Below are 17974 nucleotides of genomic sequence, written 5' to 3' on the forward strand. Positions count from 1 at the left end.
ACAATGTGTGGTGATGGTAGCAAGAAGGATACACCTGTTCCCATGCCGAACACAGCAGTTAAGCTTCTTAGCGCCGATGGTAGTTGGACTTTTGGTCCTGTGAGAGTAGGTCGTTGCCATGCATTGTATGTTATTCCGCAATAGCTCAGCTGGTAGAGCGCATGACTGTTAATCATGATGTCGTAGGTTCGAGCCCTACTTGCGGAGTAGGTTAAATCGGAGAGTTGTCCGAGATGGCCGAAGGAGCACGATTGGAAATCGTGTGGGCATTTAAAAAGTGTCTCAAGGGTTCGAATCCCTTACTCTCCGTTTGAAAATATGATATACTTATGGTCCGTTGGTCAAGTGGTTAAGACACCGCCCTTTCACGGCGGTATCACGGGTTCGAATCCCGTACGGATCATTAACAATTTAATAACATGGAGGATTAGCTCAGCTGGGAGAGCGTCTGCCTTACAAGCAGAATGTCGGCGGTTCGATCCCGTCATCCTCCATTAGTATCATGGTCCGGTGGTGTAGGGGTTAACATGCCTGCCTGTCACGCAGGAGATCGCGGGTTCAAATCCCGTCCGGACCGTATATTAAATTGTTATAATGGCTTGGTAGCTCAGTTGGTAGAGCACTTGATTGAAGCTCAAGGTGTCGGCGGTTCGATTCCGTCCCAAGCCATCCATGGTGGGGTAGCGAAGTGGCTAAACGCGGCGGACTGTAAATCCGCTCCTTCGGGTTCGGGAGTTCGAATCTCTCCCCCACCATTGTATTATTAATGGGGAATTTTATAATGTCATCCTTTAATAGGGGCATAGTTTAACGGTAGAACTACGGTCTCCAAAACCGTCAATGTGGGTTCGATTCCTACTGCCCCTGTTTAATTAATACTATGATGGCGATTGTGGCGAAGTGGTTAACGCATCGGTTTGTGGATCCGACATTCGTGGGTTCGATTCCCATCAGTCGCCTATATATTTTAAAATATAGGTTAGAAATATATTATTATTGGGGTATAGCCAAGCGGTAAGGCAACAGACTTTGACTCTGTTACGCGTTGGTTCGAATCCAGCTACCCCAGTTCTGAAAGTACCATTATTTTAATGGTACTATTTTCTTTAACAATGGCGGTATAGCCAAGTGGTAAGGCACGAGTCTGCAAAACTCTGATCGCCGGTTCAAATCCGACTACCGCCTTTACTTAATATTATCGCGGGGTGGAGAAGTTGGCATCTCGTCGGGCTCATAACCCGAAGGTCGTAGGTTCGAGTCCTACCCCCGCAATTTTTAATTACATAATTAAACTAGAGACAATTACTTTATGCCGGTATGGCGGAATTGGCAGACGCGTTGGACTCAAAATCCAATGTCCTTTACGGGACGTGTCGGTTCGACCCCGACTACCGGTATTAACAGAATGTTGTTACATCAACGTTAAAGCACTTACCTATGCCTAGTAAGTGCTTTTTTTGTGCAGTTTTATATATTGAAGACTAATTACATTCCATGAATTAAGAAGAAAAAATTATTTTACTCAATTATGGTATGATTAAGAATGTACTTATTAAATTTAGAAAGTTGGATTGATGTGTAGTGGTAAAAGATTTTAAACAAATTCCGGTACAACAAAGCAAGTATCCCGGAACTAATAAGGTGACACTAATCCTATTAGGCTTAGTAACAGGGTTATTTAGTGGATTAATAGCGGTTGCTTATAGATATGTTCTAGCGGAGTTAGATACATTTCGCGATAGTATCTATGCAATGCCTTTATCATTTAATTATTTGTGGGTATTTTTATTAGCACTTATATTTAGTATTATCATAGTTTATTTATTAAAGTGGGCACCTTTGTCTGGGGGATCTGGAATCCCTCAAATTCGTGGTGAGTTATTAGGGAGAGTATCCATGAATCCTGGACCAACTCTTATTAGTAAGTTCCTTGGAGGTTCCATGGCTAACCTCATAGGGTTAAGTCTTGGACGTGAAGGCCCATCCATCCAATTAGGTGGTGTTATGGGTAAAATCGTGGGTAAATTATTTAAAACGGATAAGTTAACGACTAACTACTTAATAACAGCAGGAGCGAGTGCGGGTTTGTCTGCTGCTTTTAATGCACCAATAGCGGGTACTTTATTTACATTAGAGGAAGTATATGGATCATTCTCACATTACTTATTGTTACCAAGTATCGTTGCAAGTATTACAGCAAATTTTGTATCTTTTACACTTTCAGGTAAAATTCATTCATTTTCATTTAGTGTTTCTCAAACAATTGAGATGAAAGATATTGGCTGGGTAGTGTTAGTCGGTCTGTTTTCCGGTGTGGTTGGAATTTTATTCAATCGTATTATGGAGTGGACACGGCGTTTTTTTGTTTGGACACGTCTAAAACCTATCTATTTAATACCGATTATCTTTTTGCTGACAGTAATCGTTGGTATTTTTCAACCTGATTTACTTGGAGGAGGGCACCATTTAGTTGAACACATGGTTGCAGCGCCAATTAGTGTAAGTATGTTAGGTTTCTTACTAATTGGTAAGTTGATATTCACGAGTATATCGTATAATAGTGGTGTTCAAGGTGGTATTTTCTTACCTGTTTTAGTGCTTGGAGCGATATCTGGGCTGTTAGTTTTTCATTTGAGCGGTTTAGAAGCGGTTTATATGGTGAATTTTATTATATTAGGCATGGGGGCAGTAATGACATCGGTTGTTAGAGCACCTATTATGTCTATTGTCTTAGTGTTGGAGATGACTGGGTCATTTACTCATTTAATTATGTTATCATTCGCTTCAATTATTGCTTTTATTGTGGGAGAAACAAGCCAGACGGAGCCTATATATGTAACTTTATATAACAACTTGATGAATAAAATACACCCTAAAACAGAGGAAAAAAGCGAATTAATTGTATCTTACTTTACAATAGAGCCTGAAAGTCCTCTTGTAAACACGACACTTTCACAACTTGATTTTCCAACGAATTTACTCATTGCCGAAATTGAACGGGATGACGTCGTTATACTTCCAAAAGCAGATGATCAAATTAATACACTGGATACTTTATTAGTACTTCACAATGCTGTTGACACTGAACGGGTATTCGATTATTTTACGCATACAGGCCAATAAATATTAATATTCTATATTAAAGTGAAGAAATACTGTATAATAGTATAGATAAATTAGAGTTTTGTTTACTTATTGAATGAGTAATCTATATTAAGGAGTAATATGTATGACAACAGTAAAGGTAAGAGACTTAAAGAAAAGTTTCGGAACGAATGAAGTTTTAAAATCAATTAATTTAGATGTCGCTTCTGGTGAAGTGGTATGTATCATTGGACCATCAGGTTCAGGTAAATCAACATTACTACGATGTTTAAATCGCCTTGAAGAAATTAATGGCGGAACAATTGATATTAATGGAATTGATATTAGCAGTAAAAGTGTAGACATCAATAAAGTTCGTGAAAACATCGGTATGGTATTCCAACACTTTAATTTATTCCCACACTTAACAGTGAAAGAAAATATTACACTGTCTCCAGGGGAATTAAAAAAATTAAGTAAAGAAGAAGCGAATACTAAAGCAAGTGAATTGTTACACCAAGTAGGGTTAGCGGATAAAGAGGATGCTTATCCAAGCTCATTATCTGGTGGTCAAAAACAACGTGTGGCGATGGCGCGAGCTTTAGCAATGGATCCAGATATCATGCTTTTCGATGAGCCAACTTCTGCATTAGACCCTGAGATGGTTGGAGAAGTGTTAAATGTTATGAAGGATTTAGCTACTCAAGGTATGACCATGGTTGTTGTAACTCATGAGATGGGCTTTGCCAGAGAAGTTGGTGACCGTGTTGTGTTTATGGATGGTGGTTATATTGTGGAAGAAGATATTCCAGATAATATTTTTACTAATCCAAAAGAGCCTCGTACTAAAGCATTTTTAGACAAAGTATTATAACATTACACACTTATTCTATGTGTCTTCTCTTTTTTTAAGGGAAGGCTTTTTGTTTTTCAGTATATAGATATGTATATATTTGTTAGGCTATCTACAATTTTACATCTAAAATATATTTTAGATACTATTAAATATATTTATGTTAGATTTAATTACACAGAATGACACAAATAGGTTGCGAAACAAGCCCTATTTCGCGTATAATTGGTATTGTTAAAATAATATGAGAGAAGCCTCATTCAATATTAAAATTAAGGAAAGTTGGAGTGAAACATGAAATTTTTAAAATGGTTATCTTTGAGTTTAATTGTTATGTTAACCACACTCGTTACTACACCGGTAATGAGTACAATTGTACAAGCTCAAGACGATAATGAACCTTACATTATCGCTACAGATACAACATTTGCACCGTTTGAGTATCAAGATGAGAATGGTGATTTTGTTGGGATTGATATGGACTTGTTAGCGGCAATTGCCGAAGATCAAGGATTTGAATATGAGATTCGAGCACTTGGTTTCAATGCTGCTTTACAAGCCGTTGAGAGTGGTCAAGTTGATGGTATGATTGCTGGAATGGGAATCACTGAAGAACGTCAAGAAACGTTTGATTTTTCAGATCCATATTACGAAGCAGGTGTTCAATTCGCAGTATTAGAAGATAGCGATATTGAGAAATTGGAAGATTTAGAAGGACACAACGTTGCTGTTAAGACAGGAACAACTGGAATGGCAGCAGCTGAAGCAGTTGCTGATGAGTATGGTTTTACTATCTCAACCTTTGAAGATTCGGTTAATATGTATGAAGACTTAAATGCTGGTAACTCAGTAGCGGTAATTGAAGATTACCCTGTAATGGCTTATGCTGCTGAAACGGGTGGGATTCCATTACGTTTCATTGGTGAACAGATGGAAGTAACTGATTACGGCTTTGCTGTTCGTAGTGGTGAGAATCCAGAATTGATTGAGATGTTTAATGATGGGTTAGAAAATGTTCGAGAATCTGGTGAGTTTGATGAAATAATTAGTACTCACTTAGGTGACCTTGATACGACAAATCAAGAAGCAAATTCAAATAATGACGAAGAGTCTGATGAAGAGGTCGTTGTTGCTGATCCTGACACAACATATGTGATTGGTACCGATACAACATTCGCGCCGTTTGAATTCCAAGATGAGAATGGTGATTTTGTTGGAATTGATATGGATTTATTAGAAGCCATTGCCCAAGATCAAGGTTTCGATTATGAACTACGTCCACTTGGCTTTAATGCTGCATTACAAGCATTAGAAGCGAATCAAATTGATGGAATGATTGCTGGAATGAGTATTACAGATGAGCGACGTGAGAGTTTCGATTTCTCAGAAACGTATTTCTCAGCTGGAGTACAATTCGCAGTATTAGAAGATAATGACATAGAATCACTTGAAGATCTTGATGGAGAGAATGTTGCTGTTAAGACAGGAACTCAAGGGATGGCAGTGGCAGAGTCAGTTGCAGATGAGTACGGATTCTCAATTACGACATTTGAAGACTCTGTCAATATGTATGAAGATTTACAAACTGGTAATTCAGCCGCAGTGATTGAAGACTATCCAGTTATGGCTTATGCTGCTGAAACAGGAGGCATTCCACTTCGCTTTATTGGTGAACAGATGGAAGTTGCTGATTATGGATTTGCAGTTCAAAAAGATGAAAATAGTGATTTGTTAGCATTGTTCGACCAAGGTTTAAATAACTTAAAAGATTCTGGGGAATATGATGAGATTATTGCTACTTATTTAGGCGATACATCAATCGATTCTTCCCAAGATTCAGCAGATGCAGTTGTTGCTGATCCAGACCGTACTTATATTATCGGAACCGATACAACATTCGCGCCGTTTGAATTCCAAGATGAGAATGGTGATTTTGTTGGAATTGATATGGATTTATTAGAAGCAATTGCCGAAGATCAAGGCTTCAATTATGAGATTCGTCCACTTGGCTTTAATGCTGCATTACAAGCATTAGAAGCGAATCAAATTGATGGAATGATTGCTGGAATGAGTATTACAGATGAGCGACGCGAGAGTTTCGATTTCTCAGAAACGTATTTCTCAGCTGGAGTACAATTCGCAGTATTAGAAGATAATGACATAGAATCACTTGAAGATCTTGATGGAGAGAATGTTGCTGTTAAGACAGGAACTCAAGGGATGGCAGTGGCAGAGTCAGTTGCAGATGAGTACGGATTCTCAATTACGACATTTGAAGACTCTGTCAATATGTATGAAGATTTACAAACTGGTAATTCAGCCGCAGTGATTGAAGACTATCCAGTTATGGCTTATGCTGCTGAAACAGGAGGCATTCCACTTCGCTTTATTGGTGAACAGATGGAAGTTGCTGATTATGGTTTTGCTGTTTCAGCAGGCCAAAATAGTGAATTGCTTGCTTTGTTTGACCAAGGATTAAGTAATGTCCAAGCGTCAGGTGAGTATGAGACAATCATTTCGACTTATTTAGGTGAAAATGAAACGGCGAATGAAGAATCTAATTCTAATGGTGGATTCTTTGGCTTAATCGAACAAAATGGGCGCGCTCTACTTAGCGGACTTTGGACTACATTGTGGATCACACTAGTTTCATTCGCAATTGCAGCTGTCATTGGAATTATCGTTGGTTTAATGCGTACGTCAGGTAATATTATTTTATCTTTCATTGCGCAAGTATATATTGATTTAATGCGTGGTACACCGATGATTGTACTTTCATTCTTTGTATACTTCGGTATTCCTCAATTAACAGGATGGCAGTTTGGAGCAGTAGCAGCGGGTATTACAACATTAAGTATTAATGCGGCGGCTTATATTGCAGAGATTGTGCGAGGTGGTATCAATGCTGTTGATGAAGGACAGAATGAAGCAGCTCGAAGTTTAGGGTTAAATAATGGGATGACGATGCGTCGAATTATCTTACCTCAAGCATTCAGAATTATGATTCCATCATTCATTAATCAGTTCGTTATTACGCTGAAAGATACGTCGATCTTATCGGTAATTGGATTAGTAGAATTAACTCAAACAGGTCGAATCATTATTGCTCGTACGTACCAATCAGGGGCTATGTGGTTGATTGTTGGTTTAATGTATATTATCTTAATTACAATCTTAACTAAGATTTCTAATAGACTTGAAAAGGATGTGTAACCAATGGCAGAGGTAAAAGTAAAAGGGTTAAAGAAAAGCTTTGGGAATAATGAAGTTTTAAAAGGCATTGACTTGCATGTAAACTCAGGTGAAGTAGTATGTATTATTGGGCCATCTGGTTCAGGTAAATCTACGTTATTACGTTGTCTGAACCGTTTGGAAGAGATTAACGGTGGAGAAGTGAACATCAATGGCGTAAATATTAGTGTTAAAGAAACAGATATTAACGTTGTTCGCAAAAATATCGGAATGGTTTTCCAACATTTTAATTTATTCCCGCACTTAAGTGTTAAAGAGAATATTACTTTAGCACCGGTTGAATTAAAATTATTAACTAAAGCAGAAGCGAACGAAAAAGCACTTGCCTTATTAAACCAAGTTGGTTTGGATGATAAAGCAGATGCGTATCCAAGTTCGTTATCTGGTGGGCAAAAACAACGTGTGGCAATCGCACGTGCATTAGCAATGGATCCAGATATTATGTTATTCGATGAGCCTACGTCAGCACTTGACCCTGAGATGGTTGGGGACGTATTAAACGTAATGAAAGATTTAGCAGCTCAAGGTATGACCATGGTAGTTGTAACACATGAGATGGGCTTCGCTCGTGAAGTTGGAGACCGTGTTATCTTTATGGATGGTGGGTATGTTGTTGAAGAAGATCTTCCTTCAGTACTATTCACTGATCCTAAAGAAGAACGTACTAAATCCTTCTTAGATAAAGTATTAGTATAATCTATTAGTAAGTAAGGTAGCTTTCGAGCTACCTTTTTTAATTGAAAAGACTTAACGATTATTCACAAAAAATGTTGACCAATTAGTCAAATATACTTGTTGTTTAAGCGATTCTCAACTACAATATATCATGATATAAAGGAGCGATTGAATATGAAAAGTAGTGTAGAAAATGTAATGAGTTATAAAGATATAAATATACCTGAGGAGAAGTTAACGATTGAAATCCCATCTTGGGATGCAGTAGCCCAACCGTTAGTTGACCAGGCCCGTAGACAATATGAAGAGATGATTGGTGAACCTGTCGATGAATTGACTAACGAAATGGTCGAAGCCTTAACATTACCAGGTGTCCAAACGATTCACCAATTAAAACAAACTGGAATGGACGTGTATCAACGTAACCAAACACAGTTACAGTTTTATAATGAAGTTCTTCCATTTGTCTTAAATTATTATGCAGAGAACTCGAACGTTGTATTGAACAGTTCAGAACGCGACGCTTATGTTTCTGATTACCTAGTTCAAGTAAATGCTTATGCAGATCAATATAATATGCCATTAGAGCAATATGGTCGAGAGCAATTAAAGTTAGAAGGTAATATAAAGGAGCAACTAGAGAAACGTGCTGAAGAAGATTTTATCTTTAAAGTGATTGCTCATCGTGTTTTTGAAAACCAAGGTGGACGTCTAGATGAATCAGCTTATGAACAATTCATTCATCGTAATGTCGTTCAACAAGGAGCGGACGAAATCGAATTAAGAGAAAAATTCCCATACCAATCATTCAAAGAAATGATGCCTGAAATGTCATTATCACAAGACATTTTTGAACATTTTAGCAAATTAATTAAGTTTAAGATTAATCCAGATTCAATTTTACGCGTATAAGAATATTAATTAGATACTATTTAAGAGCTTGTAATAGTGCTAATATGGAATTAAATGTAAATAAGAAAGGAGGGTTGTATTGGAAAAAGAAAAAATTAAGCGTTACGGTATTATTGGTGGTATTGCAATGGGTGCTGTCATTTTATTGTACGTCATCTTTTCCTCATTTTGGCAACCCTTAATGAATCAATCTGCAAGTTCTTTGTCGAATCAATTCAGTCAAGCCGAAGAGATTACACCTGCCGAACTTGTTGCAGAACATCGTTATGACAAACTGCACTTACAACCGACTGCGAGTATATTAATTGAGAGTTTAAAATCTTCTGTAGTGAATGTAGGGGTAGCAAACCGTACAGAGACACCGTTATTAACAGAAGTTGCTGAGAATGATCAAGAGCTGATACCGGAAGAAGAATTACCGGAGATAGTCCCTTGGTTTTATTTTAGTCCGAATGTGGCTGTTGTCTCACCAACATCATATGCAAACCAAGAACGGTTGTTAGAAAAAGAGAGTCTTAATGATTTTGCTTGGTATGCATATAATGATACGGAGTTATTATACCGTAATGAAAAACCTTATACTGGTTGGTATAACTTACCTGGTGAGGGTTGGTTTTACTTTCTAGAAGGAGCACAACAAGATATTGGCTTTACGATGGATGAAGCGTCAGAGCTGATAGCGCATCGTAATTTACTGTTAACTTTAGTTCCAATAGATGATGTCGACTTCTTCTTTATTGAGCGTCCGTATGAGTATACGCATATGAGCGAAGTGACACCAGTTGATTATAATATTCTTTATAAAGCAACCGATTCGATTATTCTTACTGCTCCACCAAAAACTCAGGAATCTACGATGATAACGACAACCGAAGGGTTCTATGATATGCCGATGGAAGTTGTCGAAGAGTATAGTACATTTGGTGAAGAGTGGTTGCATGTTTATATCGGTTATGAAGAATTAGGTTGGGTTAAAAAGGACGATACATCTCAAGATTATGTAGAAACTTATTATAGTGAACGTGAACTACTTGATACAATGGAAGCAGTGATTTGGGAAGAGATTGGAATGATTAATGCGAACGTTGGGGCATCATTCATTAATAATGAAACGATGGCTCAAGTAGATATTAATAATCAACAGTTCTTTCCAGCTAGTACCCAAAAAATTTATGTGCTAGGTGAAGTTTACCATCAGTATAAGACCGGAGAATTAACACCTGACACATATGTTACGATGACTGACTGGGATAAAGTGCCTGGTGCAGGTATCATCCAAGGTCAACCAAGCGGAAGTATGTATACTGTGAATGAGTTAGTTGATCTTGTGACTATTTATAGTGATAATACAGCAGCGAATATGTTAATTGATGTTGTAGGTGGAGGATACATTATTAACCCGCATATCCATCAATTAGGGTTATACGAAACATATGTAAATGGTAAGTATTATAGTGATGATACTTACTTTACAACCACACCTCATGATGCAGCACGTTACTTTGCGTTATTATATAATAACCAAGTCAATGGTGCACCTTGGGATGAGATGTTAATCAATAAGTTAACGATGAATACGCATAATTTTTTACGTCAGTATATTCCTTATTCGACAAGTTCTTGGAATAAGTCTGGGCTAGGTGAAACAGAACAAAATGATATTGCAACCTTTGTGACACCATATGGGTCATACTCTCTTGCAGTTTATACTGCTTATCCAGGGGATTATGATGCGATTTCAGATCAATTAGGACGCTTATCTCTACGCGTACATGACCTGTTTAATGAGTTAAGATCGCAATTATGGATCACTGTTGAATAATGTAGGATGATATCAAGCAAGTGCCTTTAAGGTGCTTGCTTGTTTTTTGCATGGACGGGCATTTAATCCTAACGCATGAAGAATAGCCTTTTGATAATTTTTATATTGACAATGAACTCACTGATTCTTCATTTTCTTACGAAAGTCTAATGCTTGATATCGCCTTTAAGAAAACGGTTTGATATAATAGATTAAATCGAAAAGAAGGAAGTGATACCGTGAATCAACGTGAGAGTATATTGAAATTAATTGAACAAAATAGCCGGTTGGAGCCAAGTGAAATCGCTACGATGCTTGACTTAGAAGAAAATATCGTTGTAAAAATGATAAATGAATTAGAAGAAGAAAAAGTAATTATTGGATACCATACTTTGATTAACTGGGATAAGACTGAAGACGAACATGTCTCAGCCATGATAGAAGTTAAAGTAAGCCCGCAAAGAGGGCAAGGTTTTGATCGAGTTGCGAATTTAATCTATAATTTTCCAGAAGTGGAAGCAATGTACTTAATGTCGGGCGGATATGATTTTTCAATTGAATTGAAAAAAGCACCGATGAAAGAAATAGCACGTTTTGTAACGAGTAAATTATCAGTTATTGATGAAGTGCAGTCTACAGCAACGCATGTTATTTTGAAAAAATATAAAGATCACGGAACATTATTTGAGAATGATGATGAAGATCGTAGGATGGCGGTTTCTTTATGAGAGATTTCGTGAATGAACACGTTAAAAAAATAAAGCCTTCTGGTATTCGCCGTTTTTTTGATATAGCGAATGAAATGGATAATGTTATATCATTAGGAGTGGGAGAGCCAGATTTTGATACCCCTTGGCATATTCGCGATGAAGCGCGCGAGGCATTAAGTCGAGGGAAAACCTTTTATACAGCTAATGCTGGATTGATTGAATTGCGAGAAGAAATTGTCGCAAGACTAACTAAAAAACATGGCTTAACTTACGATCCTAAAGAAGAAGTTTTAGTAACAATTGGGGGAAGTGAAGCGATTGATATGGCACTTCGTGCGACAGTTTGTGCAGGAGACGAAGTGATTTATTTAGAGCCGGGGTATGTATCCTATCTGCCTTGTATAGAGTTATCAGGTGGCGTGCCTGTTCCAATAGCACTCAAGGAAGAGAATCAGTTTCGATTAACACCTGAAGAATTGGAAGATGCTATAACGGATAAGACTAAGATTGTTATAATGAATTTTCCGAATAATCCAACGGGTGCAATTTTGGAACAAAGTGATATCGAGGCTTTATCAAAGGTTATTATTAAGCATGATTTACTTCTCATCACGGATGAAATTTATGATGATTTGACTTATACTGGCAGTGCGCACGTGACACTTGCAGGTGAACCTGGGATGAAAGAGCGTACGATATATATTAACGGCTTCTCTAAAACGTATGCGATGACTGGTTGGCGACTTGGTTATTGTTGCGGGCCACAGAGCATCATGGAACAGATGATTAAGATTCACCAGTTCACTATTATGGCTGCACCGACAATTAGTCAATATGCAGGAATCGAAGCGTTAAAAAATGGTGATGAATCTGTGGAAGAAATGCGACAAAGTTATAATCAACGTCGACGTTATCTTTTAAAGGAGCTTCATCGAATTGGCTTAAGCTGTTTTGAACCGTTGGGGGCTTTTTACATCTTTCCTAATATTCAGGAATTCAATCTGACTTCTGATGATTTTGCGACACAACTTTTATTGGAAGAACGTTTAGCTGTCATACCAGGCTCTGCTTTCGGAGAAAGTGGGGAAGGATTCATTCGGATTTCTTACGCTTATTCAATTCAAGAGTTAAAAGTAGCGATTGGACGGTTAGAACAATTTATTCTGAGATTAAGAGAGAAAGCATACTACGGTGTGCAGTAATAAAAAAAGCCTGTTATGAGATAGAAAAATCATCATAACAAGCTTTATTTTAAATAATAATATATGCTTTTAGTTTGGATAACGTAACGGCATGAAATGAATAAAATTATATTCAATTTTATGACACTTGTAATAAGTATTTAGAAAGACTAGTAAGTGCATATGTTATTAAGTTGTTAAGTCAATCCTTGAATGACATTGATAGCTTTTTCATTTGTTAAGCTGTAGAATATTTTTGTGCCTTTACGATTATAATCAACTAACCCAACTTGTCTCATTTTACTAATATGTTGAGAAACTGTTGACTGTGGCAATGATAAAGCATCTTGAATGGCACCAACATTCATAACACCATTTTGTAATAAGGTTACAGCGATATTATAACGAATAGGATGTGCAAGCACCTTTAAGATATTGACAGTGTCGTTAATGTTACTTGTATTAATATTATTTTTTTTCATTTGTTTACCGCCTTTCAGATAGAATAAAACTCACTATTTTATTTTAGCATTTTTTCAACCTATTACAATATATTATATATTAAACTTTACATTAATTTCATTATAATATGTTAATATTCATAACATGAATATATGTTTATTGAAGTAACAAACTTATCAAAAATAGTTAGATGGAGGATTTTATGACTAAACAAAACGGACCATTACCAACACGTGATTTATTGAAAAAAGAAGAGACTTGGGATTTATCTTTACTTTATGCAACCCAAGAAGAGTACGAGACTGCTAAAGAATTATTTAAAGATCGAGTTGAGGCGTTCAATACGAATTATAAAGGTAACTTAACGAGTGTTGGTAGCATATTAAGCGCGTTAAGCGAGTATGAAGTAATCAATTCAGAATTGAGTAGAATTGGTCACTACGGCTTTTTAGGCTATGAAGTAGACAAGCTTGATTCAAATAATGAATCCAATGCTGTCAAATTAGGTCAGTTGAGCGAGTGGGCAGGGGTGAGATTATCTTTCTTCAACTCTGAATTCGCGAACTTATCTGATGAGATGTTAAATGAATTAACTGTTACTGAAGAAGGTCAAAAGTATAAAGGCTATATTGATCTAATTAAATATAATAAGCCAACCATGCTAGATCCGATTATTGAGGAGACATTGAGTAGCTTATCGGGTTCACTTTACAATCATAGCGATATGTATAGTGCTGTGAAATTTCAAGATATGGTTTTCCCAGACTTTGAAGTAGCTTCAGAGACATATAGTAATTCTTTTGCTGGATTTGAGCAGGACTTTGAAGGGCATATGAATAAAGAAATACGTCACGCTGCTTGGGAATCATTCCATCAAGGGTTAAGCAATCATCAACACACAGTTGCAGCCAACTATATTAATCATGTGCAAACTGAGAAGAAGATGGCTAGTTTACGTGGATTCGATTCAGTTTTTGAGTACTTATTGCACGATCAACAGATTACGCGTAAAAGTTACAATTTAATTATTGATACATTAACAACTGAGCTTGCACCAGTCTTTAGACGTTATGCTCGCTTATTGAAAGAAGAGCAAGGGCTCGATAAAGTGACGTTAGCTGATATTAAGATGCCTTTCTCAAAAGCTGAGCCGATGACAGTCAGTATTGAAGAAAGTCGTGAGATGATTGAATCGGCTTTATCAGTTCTTGGTGAGGAATATATGGGGTATGTGAAGCAGTCCTTTGATGAGCGCTGGATAGATTATCCAATGAACCAAACCAAATCTACGGGTGGTTTCTGTGCCACTGTTGCGGATGGACCTTCTTATATATTGCTTAACTGGACTGGTTTATTAAGTGAAGTCCTTGTATTGGCTCATGAATTAGGTCACGCGGGCCATTTCCAATATATTAATAAAAATCAATTGAGCATTACACCAGAACCTAGTTTATATTTCATCGAAGCGCCATCTACAGCGAATGAAGTTGTGATGTGCCAGTATTTATTGAACCAACCGATTGAGGATGATGCGAAACGTGCTTTAATTGCTGAATTTGTGACGCGTACTTATTTCCATAATATGGTGACTCATTTATTAGAAGCGGATTTTCAACGTAAAGTATATGAAGCCGTTGACAATGAAGAAGTACTGAATGCACCTCGCTTAAATGCTTTCTTCAAAGAATCATTGGAGAACTTCTGGGGAGATGCTGTTGAAATTAATGACGGCGCAGAATTAACATGGATGCGTCAACCGCATTATTACATGGGCTTATATTCATACACATATTCAGCAGGGTTAACAATCGGGACCCAAGTTGGTCAAAAGATTGCAGCAGGAGATCAAGAAGCGGTTGAAGCTTGGTTAGATAATTTAGCAGCGGGAGGAACAAAAGATGCTCTTGAATTAGCATCAGCTGTTGATGTTGATATGTCTGAAGCATCAGCTATTCACCAAGCCATTCAATTTGTAGATGAATTATTGGATCAAATCGAAGAGCTTGCTTAAGTTACAGTTGTGTTACAAAAATGGAGTTATGCAACAAAAGAGTTAAGGGTCATTAACAGATGGCCTTTAGCTCTTTCTTTATATTTGAACTTGAGTTAATATATCATAAGTCATCAAATATGATATTTAATTATTTTAAATATAAAGGGGTATTACATAAATGAGAAAATCACTAAAACTTGTGGCAGCTACAATTGCAGTTTCTGCTTCATCAATGGCGATCAATAGTGCTGAAGCACAAGTCATCGGTGATAACGAAGCATCAGGGACTTGGACCGAGCGTTCAATCGTAGATGTTGCCGATTCAATAAATAAAGAAATTTCTGAAACAGGTAAATATACAATTCAATGGGGAGATACTTTATCAGTTATCGCAGAAGCATTAGGGCTATCTGTTGAAGAAGTAACAGTATTAAACCAACTTGAAAATCCTGACTTAATTATTGCAGGATCAACATTAGCATTTAATGAAGAGCACCATCAAGTGACTTTCGCTAATGAAGATACAGGTGAAGAAGTGACTTACTCAACTGAGACTGGTGAAGAAGTTGAACCAGCAGCAGTTGTTGAAGAAGTTGAAGCAGTAGAAGAAACTGCTCCAGTAACTGAAGATGGATACGTTCTAAACACAGTTGAAGAATGGATTGTCCCTGAAGTTGAAGCCGCTGAAACAACGGAAGAATTATCTGATTATGCATCTGAAACAGCAGAAGTTTCTTACCCAGAAAGTTTAATCACTTGGGAAGATGCAATTGCTGAAGAAGAAGTAGTTGCTGAAGATTTAATCGTTGAAGAAGCACCAGCTGAAGATTTAGCAGTTGAAGAGCCAGTTATCGAAGAAGTTCCTGTAGTAGAGGAAGAAATCGTTGAAGCTCCAGTGGTTGAAGAAGCACCGATTGTTGATGCTATTGTAGAAGAAGCACCAATCGTTGAAGAAGTTGAACAACCAACTTACGAAACTGATTTAACCGTCCCAGAAGAAACTCAGCCATGGGAAGTAGTAGAAGAAGAACCAGTTTACGAAGAACCTGCAGTAGTGGAACCTGAGATTGTTGAACCTGTTTATGAAGAACCGGTAGTTGAGGAACCTGTTTATGAAGAGCCTGTAGTTGAAGCTCCAGCAACTGGTGCAGTAGATTACTACTCAGCTAGCTTAGGATCAATGCCAGAAAACGCGCATTTATCTGAATCTGAATTAGCAGCTAAGTTGGAAATCCGTCGTCGTGAAAGTACTCATAACTATGATGTATATAGTGTATCAGGTAACCATTATGGTGCTTACCAAATGTTAGACTCATACTTCAGTACTTACGGATATGGTGACACATCACCAGCCAGTCAAGAAGCAGCAGCAAACGGCTACGTTGCATCACGTTACGGTAGTTGGCAAGCAGCTTTAGCTCACCATAACAATAACAACTGGTACTAAAATTTAATATTAATTAATAAGTCGAGGTAACGAGTGATAGTTATCTCGACTTTTTTGTGTATTTGTAAATATAATGTCAATGATGCCTGAGATAATTTGGATAAGCACGAAAGTGGCATCCAACTTTTCGCGCCAAATGAAATTAGGTTTGACCACCAACTAAATAGATAGCGTTTATATTTTATAAATTAATGTTTGTCTTTTAGCTTGAGATAATGCTAGAATATTTTTAGATATAAGACAAAGGAGATTTTTGAATGAATCACAAAACGGTTATGGAATTTCATGGAGGATTAGATACGATTGGGGGTAATATTATCTCGTTAGAGTATAATGGCTATCGTATTATTACTGATTTTGGAGCGGTTGTTGGTGTAGATATCGACGAGCTTTCTTATAATAAAAATACACAAGCATTATATACCGAAAGTAAATTACCGAAAATCGAAGGTCTATACAGAGAAGAAGCATTGGAAGAAAATTCTGCTTTGAGTTACGAATCATCGGATTTAAAGACAATTGTGTTAATTTCACATTTACATTTAGATCATGTAGGAAGCTTGGCTCACTTGCACCCAGATATTCCCGTGTATGCAACAGAGACAGCAGTAGATTTGTATCATTCACTGAACAAGCATCATTTTTTACCCGACTATCCGGTTAATTGGACTCCAGTGAAAACAGATGAAACATTTAAGCATGGTGAATTCTCACTAACGTTCCATTTAAGTGATCATGACACAGAAGGTGCAGCAAGTATCTTTATTCAAGCACCTGATGTGAAGATAATTTATTCAGGAGACTTGAGATTAAGTGGCTTCCATCCCGAAAGAGTCATGGATACAACTATTAAAGCTAAAGCGTTTCAACCGGACATCTTATTGTTAGAAGGAACGACATATAGCTTCAACGAAGCGATTCAACCGTCTCAACTAGATAAAGCTTTAAAACCATTCATTGAACCATTGTATAGTAAGACTGAATTTGGTTTAATGAGAGATGTCCGCTCTTTAATCGAAGGGTCTGACCAATTAGTAGCTTTCAATGGCTATCCACAAAATATTGAACGTGTGGTTCAACTTGCACATGTATTTAATGAATATAAGCGGACTTTAGTACTGCAAGCAAGTCTTTATAATCTAGCTCACGAATACATTAAAGACTTAGACTACGTTGCGCCATTAGCGACTGAAGAATCAAGTTTTGGAATCACTTTCCAACAAATTCAAGCTAATCCAGAGCAGTTTGCGATTCAAATTGATGAGTATACTTACGAGCAATTATATACTTTACCAAAAGGTATTTTACTGCACTCTAATGGGGTGCCGTTGGGTACATTCATGGAAGGTTACGAAACTTACATCAGAGGATTACACGACAATGGATGGCGTATCATTGATGCTGGTGTATCAGGGCATGCGTCTAAAGAAGATTTATTAGCTATAGCTTATACAATCAATGCGAAAGTAACGGTTCCTTGGCATACGAAACTTCCACAGCTTTACAGTGAAGCACTTGAAGCCTACGGTGTTACGACTTGGCTACCAGAATATAGAAAACAATATTCAGTCGATTCAATAGAAAGTAAAGCAATATAGAGGAGA

Annotated in this window: 12 protein-coding genes, 13 tRNA genes and 1 rRNA gene; 25 read left to right on the forward strand and 1 reads right to left on the reverse strand. The window is 37.2% G+C overall.

Going from position 1 to position 17974, the window contains the following annotated elements:
- The first annotated feature begins 6 nt into the window (after positions 1-6).
- The 22 genes from rrf (at position 7) to HYQ40_09750 (ending at position 12489) form a co-directional block, all read left to right on the forward strand.
- A 5S ribosomal RNA gene (rrf, locus tag HYQ40_09645) occupies positions 7-122 on the forward strand.
- Between the two features lie 12 nt (positions 123-134).
- Positions 135-207, forward strand: a tRNA-Asn gene (locus tag HYQ40_09650).
- Between the two features lie 11 nt (positions 208-218).
- Positions 219-309, forward strand: a tRNA-Ser gene (locus tag HYQ40_09655).
- A 22-nt stretch (positions 310-331) separates the two neighbouring features.
- Positions 332-403 (forward strand) — tRNA-Glu (locus tag HYQ40_09660).
- Between the two features lie 18 nt (positions 404-421).
- Positions 422-494: transfer RNA gene (locus HYQ40_09665), tRNA-Val, on the forward strand.
- Between the two features lie 10 nt (positions 495-504).
- A tRNA-Asp gene (locus tag HYQ40_09670) sits at positions 505-577 on the forward strand.
- Between the two features lie 19 nt (positions 578-596).
- Positions 597-669 (forward strand) — tRNA-Phe (locus HYQ40_09675).
- Between the two features lie 5 nt (positions 670-674).
- Positions 675-755 (forward strand) — tRNA-Tyr (locus tag HYQ40_09680).
- Positions 756-796: 41 nt separating this feature from the next.
- Positions 797-867, forward strand: a tRNA-Trp gene (locus tag HYQ40_09685).
- Positions 868-886: 19 nt separating this feature from the next.
- Positions 887-959, forward strand: a tRNA-His gene (locus tag HYQ40_09690).
- Positions 960-997: 38 nt separating this feature from the next.
- A tRNA-Gln gene (locus HYQ40_09695) sits at positions 998-1069 on the forward strand.
- Positions 1070-1114: 45 nt separating this feature from the next.
- Positions 1115-1185, forward strand: a tRNA-Cys gene (locus HYQ40_09700).
- A 14-nt stretch (positions 1186-1199) separates the two neighbouring features.
- Positions 1200-1272, forward strand: a tRNA-Met gene (locus HYQ40_09705).
- 39 nt (positions 1273-1311) lie between these two features.
- A tRNA-Leu gene (locus HYQ40_09710) sits at positions 1312-1397 on the forward strand.
- A 184-nt stretch (positions 1398-1581) separates the two neighbouring features.
- Positions 1582-3123, forward strand: coding sequence for a ClC family H(+)/Cl(-) exchange transporter (locus HYQ40_09715; GenBank protein ID MBZ6528041.1), 1542 nt, complete (start codon positions 1582-1584; stop codon positions 3121-3123).
- A gap of 106 nt (positions 3124-3229) precedes the next feature.
- Positions 3230-3958, forward strand: a complete 729-nt coding sequence (locus tag HYQ40_09720; protein ID MBZ6528042.1) for an amino acid ABC transporter ATP-binding protein — start codon at positions 3230-3232, stop codon at positions 3956-3958.
- Positions 3959-4927: 969 nt separating this feature from the next.
- Positions 4928-7150: an ABC transporter substrate-binding protein/permease gene (locus tag HYQ40_09725; protein ID MBZ6528043.1), complete on the forward strand. Its 2223-nt coding sequence runs from the start codon at positions 4928-4930 to the stop codon at positions 7148-7150.
- Positions 7151-7153: 3 nt separating this feature from the next.
- On the forward strand, positions 7154-7885 hold the full coding sequence (locus HYQ40_09730; GenBank protein ID MBZ6528044.1) for an amino acid ABC transporter ATP-binding protein: 732 nt from the start codon (positions 7154-7156) through the stop codon (positions 7883-7885).
- 153 nt (positions 7886-8038) lie between these two features.
- Positions 8039-8776, forward strand: a complete 738-nt coding sequence (locus tag HYQ40_09735) for a hypothetical protein (protein ID MBZ6528045.1) — start codon at positions 8039-8041, stop codon at positions 8774-8776.
- A 79-nt stretch (positions 8777-8855) separates the two neighbouring features.
- The gene (locus tag HYQ40_09740) at positions 8856-10598 is read left to right on the forward strand and encodes a serine hydrolase (protein MBZ6528046.1); all 1743 of its coding nucleotides are present in this window, start codon (positions 8856-8858) and stop codon (positions 10596-10598) included.
- A 290-nt stretch (positions 10599-10888) separates the two neighbouring features.
- Complete coding sequence (locus tag HYQ40_09745) at positions 10889-11305, forward strand: Lrp/AsnC family transcriptional regulator (GenBank protein ID MBZ6528047.1); 417 nt, start codon at positions 10889-10891, stop codon at positions 11303-11305.
- Positions 11302-12489 carry an aminotransferase class I/II-fold pyridoxal phosphate-dependent enzyme gene (locus HYQ40_09750; GenBank protein ID MBZ6528048.1) on the forward strand — a complete coding sequence of 396 codons (1188 nt, stop codon included), beginning with the start codon at positions 11302-11304 and terminating at the stop codon, positions 12487-12489. The genes HYQ40_09745 and HYQ40_09750 overlap by 4 nt, the downstream gene beginning before the upstream one ends.
- Positions 12490-12665: 176 nt before the next feature.
- Here HYQ40_09750 and HYQ40_09755 read toward each other — a convergent pair whose 3' ends face one another.
- Positions 12666-12950, reverse strand: a complete 285-nt coding sequence (locus tag HYQ40_09755) for a helix-turn-helix transcriptional regulator (GenBank protein ID MBZ6528049.1) — start codon at positions 12948-12950, stop codon at positions 12666-12668.
- Between the two features lie 182 nt (positions 12951-13132).
- On the opposite strand from HYQ40_09755, the gene pepF reads away from it, so the two are divergent.
- From pepF to HYQ40_09770, 3 genes are all read left to right on the forward strand, one after another.
- Entirely contained in the window at positions 13133-14941 is a 1809-nt protein-coding gene (gene pepF / locus HYQ40_09760; protein ID MBZ6528050.1) for an oligoendopeptidase F, read from the forward strand.
- 160 nt (positions 14942-15101) lie between these two features.
- Positions 15102-16370: a LysM peptidoglycan-binding domain-containing protein gene (locus tag HYQ40_09765; protein MBZ6528051.1), complete on the forward strand. Its 1269-nt coding sequence runs from the start codon at positions 15102-15104 to the stop codon at positions 16368-16370.
- A 257-nt stretch (positions 16371-16627) separates the two neighbouring features.
- Positions 16628-17968 (forward strand): MBL fold metallo-hydrolase, encoded by a 1341-nt coding sequence (locus HYQ40_09770; protein ID MBZ6528052.1) that lies wholly within the window; start codon positions 16628-16630, stop codon positions 17966-17968.
- Positions 17969-17974 lie beyond the last annotated feature (6 nt).

The sequence above is a fragment of the Aerococcaceae bacterium DSM 111021 genome (assembly GCA_020112395.1).
Lineage (GTDB): Bacteria > Bacillota > Bacilli > Lactobacillales > Aerococcaceae > Ruoffia.

Bases quoted from the DNA above. Each gene is read 5' to 3' on its own strand.
- HYQ40_09720 (MBZ6528042.1), top strand. From the start codon at position 3,230: ATGACAACAGTAAAGGTAAGAGACTTAAAGAAAAGTTTCGGAACGAAT.
- HYQ40_09725 (MBZ6528043.1), top strand. From the start codon at position 4,928: ATGTTTAATGATGGGTTAGAAAATGTTCGAGAATCTGGTGAGTTTGAT.
- HYQ40_09730 (MBZ6528044.1), top strand. From the start codon at position 7,154: ATGGCAGAGGTAAAAGTAAAAGGGTTAAAGAAAAGCTTTGGGAATAAT.
- HYQ40_09735 (MBZ6528045.1), top strand. From the start codon at position 8,039: ATGAAAAGTAGTGTAGAAAATGTAATGAGTTATAAAGATATAAATATA.
- HYQ40_09745 (MBZ6528047.1), top strand. From the start codon at position 10,889: ATGCTTGACTTAGAAGAAAATATCGTTGTAAAAATGATAAATGAATTA.
- HYQ40_09750 (MBZ6528048.1), top strand. From the start codon at position 11,302: ATGAGAGATTTCGTGAATGAACACGTTAAAAAAATAAAGCCTTCTGGT.
- HYQ40_09755 (MBZ6528049.1), bottom strand. From the start codon at position 12,950: ATGAAAAAAAATAATATTAATACAAGTAACATTAACGACACTGTCAAT.
- pepF (MBZ6528050.1), top strand. From the start codon at position 13,133: ATGACTAAACAAAACGGACCATTACCAACACGTGATTTATTGAAAAAA.
- HYQ40_09765 (MBZ6528051.1), top strand. From the start codon at position 15,102: ATGAGAAAATCACTAAAACTTGTGGCAGCTACAATTGCAGTTTCTGCT.
- HYQ40_09770 (MBZ6528052.1), top strand. From the start codon at position 16,628: ATGAATCACAAAACGGTTATGGAATTTCATGGAGGATTAGATACGATT.